A 4,845-nucleotide genomic window follows, 5' to 3' on the forward strand; every position below is an offset into this window, starting at 1 on the left:
GGAAAACACCGCCTCGCCGCCTCGCTCGCCGCCCAGATTTTCGGCGATCAGCCGCATTCCTCGCCTGCCCTGAAACCATGTGTCGCGGCCGTTGCCGCATCGCACAAATTTGCTTTCCAACTGTCTAGAACTATTCCAGAAAATTCTCTATATGCGGTGCATCCGTGCCAGCGGTCGGCACGGGAACAGAATTAGCGCCGAACCAGCGCACGCGCCGCCTTGAACGGCTCGGGTTGCTTGGGAACGGACAGCGGAAATGGCCGTACCCGCACCTTTGCGCGTGATTGCATGCCATCGGCGTCCGTTCCCTTTCAGGCTGAACAGACAAGGATCGCACGTGTCAAAATCCCTCGACAGTTTCAATTGCCGCCGCACGCTGACCGCAGGCGGCGCGGAGTATGCCTATTTCGACCTCATCGAGGCCGAGAAGAACGGCCTCACCGGCATCTCGCAGCTGCCCTATTCGATGAAGGTGCTGCTGGAAAACCTGCTACGCAACGAAGACGGCCGCTCCGTCACCAAGGAATCGATCCAGGCGGTGGCCGGCTGGCTGACCGACAAGGGCACCGCCGGCGTCGAGATCGCCTATCGCCCGGCCCGCGTGCTGATGCAGGATTTCACCGGCGTTCCGGCCGTGGTCGACCTTGCCGCGATGCGCGACGCCATGGCCTCGCTCGGCGGCGATCCGCAGAAGATCAACCCGCTGGTGCCGGTCGACCTCGTCATCGACCATTCCGTCATCGTCGACGAATTCGGCACGCCGATGGCCTTCGCCCGCAATGTCGAGCTGGAATATGAGCGCAACGAGGAGCGCTACAAATTCCTGAAATGGGGCCAGCAGGCATTCCGCAACTTCCGCGTCGTGCCGCCCGGCACCGGCATCTGCCATCAGGTCAACCTCGAATATCTCGGCCAGGTGGTGTGGACCAACACCGAGGACGGCGAAACGACGGCCTATCCCGACACCTGCGTCGGCACCGATTCGCACACCACCATGATCAATGGCCTTGGCGTGCTCGGCTGGGGCGTCGGCGGCATCGAGGCCGAGGCGGCCATGCTCGGCCAGCCTGTCTCCATGCTTTTGCCTGAGGTGATCGGCTTCCGCCTCACCGGCAAGCTCAAAGAGGGCGTCACCGCCACCGACCTCGTGCTCACCGTCACCCAGATGCTGCGCAAGAAGGGCGTCGTCGGCAAGTTCGTCGAGTTCTTCGGGCCGGGCCTCTCCAACATGACGCTGGCCGACCGCGCCACCATCGGCAACATGGCGCCCGAATATGGCGCCACCTGCGGCTTCTTCCCCGTCGACTCGGAAACCATCCGCTACCTCACAATGTCCGGCCGCAGCGAGGACCGCATCGCGCTGGTCGAGGCCTATGCCAAAGCGCAAGGAATGTGGCGTGAGACCGGCTCGACCGATCCGGTGTTCACCGATCTGCTCGAGCTGGAACTTGGCTCCGTCGTGCCGTCGATGGCCGGACCCAAGCGGCCCGAGGGCCGCGTCGCCCTTGAAGGCATTCCGGAAGGTTTCGCCAAGGCGATGGAGACCGAATACAAGAAGGCCGCCGAAATCTCCAAGCGCTACGCAGTCGAAGGCACCGACCATGATCTCGGTCACGGCGATGTCGTCATTGCCGCCATCACTTCGTGCACCAACACCTCGAACCCGAGCGTGCTGATCGGCGCCGGCCTCCTGGCCCGCAACGCCAACCGCCTCGGTTTGAAGCAGAAGCCGTGGGTGAAGACCTCGCTGGCGCCAGGCAGCCAGGTGGTGGCCGAGTATCTGGAGAAATCCGGCCTGCAGAAGGAACTCGATCAGATCGGCTTCAACCTGGTCGGCTTCGGCTGCACCACCTGCATCGGCAATTCCGGGCCGCTGCCGGCGCCGATCTCGAAGACCATCAACGACAAGGGCCTGATCGCTGCCGCGGTCTTGTCCGGCAACCGCAACTTCGAAGGCCGCGTCTCGCCCGACGTGCAGGCCAACTATCTGGCGTCGCCGCCGCTGGTCGTCGCGCACGCGCTGGCCGGCACCGTCACAAAGGACCTGACCACCGAGCCGCTAGGCGAGGACAAGAACGGCGAGCCGGTCTACCTCAAGGATATCTGGCCGAGCTCGGCCGAGATCCAGGAGTTCATCGAGAAGAACGTCACCCGCGAGCTGTTCGCCCGCAAATATGCCGATGTCTTCAAAGGCGACGAGTACTGGCAGAACGTCAAGGCGCCGGAAGGCCAGACCTATGCGTGGGACGACAACTCGACCTATGTGCAGAACCCGCCCTATTTCGCCGGCATGACGTCAGGTTTCGGCAAGATCGGCGATATCAAGGGCGCCCGCGTGCTCGGCCTGTTCGGCGACAAGATCACCACCGACCACATTTCGCCGGCAGGATCGATCAAGGCGGCCTCGCCGGCCGGCAAATACCTCACCGACCACGGCGTCGGCGTCGCCGACTTCAACCAGTACGGCACGCGGCGCGGCAACCACGAGGTGATGATGCGCGGCACCTTCGCCAACATCCGTATCCGCAACCACATGCTGGGCGAGAATGGCCGCGAGGGCGGCTACACCATCCACTACCCGTCCAAGGAAGAGGAATCGATCTACGACGCGGCGATGGAATACAAAAGCGAAGGCGTGCCGCTGGTTGTCTTCGCCGGCGTCGAATACGGCAACGGCTCGTCGCGCGACTGGGCGGCCAAGGGAACCAATCTCCTTGGTGTCCGCGCGGTCATCGCCCAGTCCTTCGAGCGCATCCATCGCTCGAACCTGGTCGGCATGGGCGTTATCCCCTTCGTCTTCGAGGAAGGCACCTCATGGGCATCGCTCAACCTCAAGGGAGACGAGCTGGTCGAGATCGACGGCTTGAGCACCATCAAACCGCGCCAGACGATGATCGCCAAGGTCACCTATGGCGACGGCACTGTGAAGAACGTGCCGATCATCTGCCGCATCGACACGCTGGATGAGCTCGATTACTTCAAGAACGGCGGCATCCTGCAATACGTGCTGCGCGATCTTGCAGCTTAGGGAATAGGGACTAGGCAGTAGGGAATAGAGACCCCTACTGCCTACTGCCTACTGCCTACTGCCTACCTTAGGCTTCCCAAACCGCGCCGCTGCCGCCAAAAGCACGCCGAGCATCACGCCGTTGAGGATGTGCCAGAGGAAGTGCGTTCCGAGCGGAAAGCTGCCGCAGATCACCGGGTCGATCATCCGGCAGATGACGGACACGACGAAGATCGCCGATCCCGCCAGATTATACCAGCCGGCGCGATTGCCGCTCACCGTCACCCAGACACCGAAGAAGGCGAGCGCCAGGAACGGCGGCAGATAGCCCGTCGTACCGTTCGACGCCTGGCGCAGCCAGTCAGGCACGGCAAGGGTTATCGCCCCGGCAAGCACATAGAAGGCAATGAAGATGGCAATGGCCTTGCCCCATCGCATGCCGAGGAAGCGGCGCAGATTGAACAGCGTGTAGGCCAGCGTGAAGCCGGCGATCGGCAGCACGTCGGCCCAGACTGTGCCCTTGGTGGCAAAGGTGTGGAAGATCGTCGAACCGATGCCGATCGCCACCACCCACCAGGCCAGCACCTCGGCGAAGGCGCCGGTGCCCAGCCTCCGTACCTCGCGCACGCCCCACAGGCCGGCGGCGATGAATGCGAGGTTGGTCAGGGCGTTTACCGGTTCGGACCAGAATTCCGGGCCGGTCCGCTCGCAATAGAGGTCGACTGGCGCCAAAAACGTTTGCCACATCGTGATTGTCGCCCGAATCGGTTTCTATCCTGAAGCGCAGATCCTTCCTATTGCGGGGTTGCGGTCGGCTGCAATGGCAAAATTTCACTGCAACGTGACTTCCCGTTGACTTCCGGTTCTGCCACATATTTTAGCAATCAAGATAAAGCCGGCACCACCGGCGGGAATCGGAATGGCCATGGCCTCGCGAAAATCATTGTGGCTGGCAGCTCTTGCGCTGGCCTTCTCGGCGTCTGCCGGCGCCGGGCATGCCGGCGAATCCGATCGCGCCCATGCCGACCGGGTCCAGATCGACAGGCCCCAGATCGACAGGCCATTGGGCGTGGTCGAACTGTTCACCAGCCAGGGCTGCAGTTCCTGCCCGCCGGCCGATACGCTGTTCTCCGAACTTGCCGCCAAGGAAGATATCGTCGCGCTCGCCTATCACGTCGACTATTGGGACTATCTCGGCTGGCAGGATACACTGGGCCGCAAGGAGAACACCGAGCGGCAATACGACTACATGCGCGCCTTCGGCAGCCGCTCCGTCTATACGCCGCAGGCCGTTATCAATGGCCGTGTCCACGTCAACGGCGCCAGCCGCGGCGAGGTCGATGGCGCGCTCGCCCGCATGGCCAAGAGCGGCGAAGGCATGCGCGTCGCCGTCAAGGTCAGCCGCACCAGCGACCGTGTGACGATCGACGCTGGCGATGCCGGCAACGGCCCCAGCGACGCCCATGTCGTCATCGTCTATTTCGACCCGCCGCAGACGGTCAAGGTCGGCGAGGGCGAGAACACCGGCCGCAAGATGACCTACTGGAACGCCGTCACCGGGATACAGACCGCCGGCATGTGGCATGGCAAGGCACAACGCTACGAACTGCCGATGAGCGAGATTGCCAAAAAGGGCGGCTGCGCCGTGCTGCTGCAGTCGGTCGGCAAGGACGGCATGCCCGGTCCCATTCTCGGCGCCGCGTTCATCCACAAGCCTTAAGGCCTTCTTTCCTTCTCCCCTTGTGGGGCGAGCAGCCGGTTCGTCGAAGGCGAATTCATCGTGCCGGTGGCACGATGAAGGCCGGCGAACGCCGGGACGCTGCGAAGCAGCGCGGACC

Annotated in this window: 4 protein-coding genes; 3 read left to right on the forward strand and 1 reads right to left on the reverse strand. The window is 63.2% G+C overall.

The window, feature by feature from the left end:
- Both EOD15_RS36335 and acnA read left to right on the forward strand, forming a co-directional pair.
- Positions 1-195: hypothetical protein (locus EOD15_RS36335; RefSeq protein WP_210212211.1), on the forward strand; the 195-nt coding region annotated here is incomplete at its 5' end.
- Between the two features lie 142 nt (positions 196-337).
- Positions 338-3,028: an aconitate hydratase AcnA gene (acnA, locus tag EOD15_RS28525; protein WP_127409058.1), complete on the forward strand. Its 2,691-nt coding sequence runs from the start codon at positions 338-340 to the stop codon at positions 3,026-3,028.
- A gap of 48 nt (positions 3,029-3,076) precedes the next feature.
- Here the strand turns inward: acnA and EOD15_RS28530 are convergent, their stop codons facing one another.
- Positions 3,077-3,754 (reverse strand): ceramidase domain-containing protein, encoded by a 678-nt coding sequence (locus EOD15_RS28530; RefSeq protein ID WP_127269002.1) that lies wholly within the window; start codon positions 3,752-3,754, stop codon positions 3,077-3,079.
- 172 nt (positions 3,755-3,926) lie between these two features.
- On the opposite strand from EOD15_RS28530, the gene EOD15_RS28535 reads away from it, so the two are divergent.
- Positions 3,927-4,727 (forward strand): thioredoxin family protein, encoded by an 801-nt coding sequence (locus EOD15_RS28535; protein ID WP_127269003.1) that lies wholly within the window; start codon positions 3,927-3,929, stop codon positions 4,725-4,727.
- Positions 4,728-4,845 lie beyond the last annotated feature (118 nt).

The organism is Mesorhizobium sp. M7A.T.Ca.US.000.02.2.1 (assembly GCF_003996995.1).
In the GTDB taxonomy this organism is placed as follows: domain Bacteria; phylum Pseudomonadota; class Alphaproteobacteria; order Rhizobiales; family Rhizobiaceae; genus Mesorhizobium.

What these genes read in the sequence shown, in the direction of transcription:
- EOD15_RS28535 (WP_127269003.1), top strand. Translation starts at nt 3,927, where the DNA reads ATGGCCATGGCCTCGCGAAAATCATTGTGGCTGGCAGCTCTTGCGCTG.
- EOD15_RS28530 (WP_127269002.1), bottom strand. Translation starts at nt 3,754, where the DNA reads ATGTGGCAAACGTTTTTGGCGCCAGTCGACCTCTATTGCGAGCGGACC.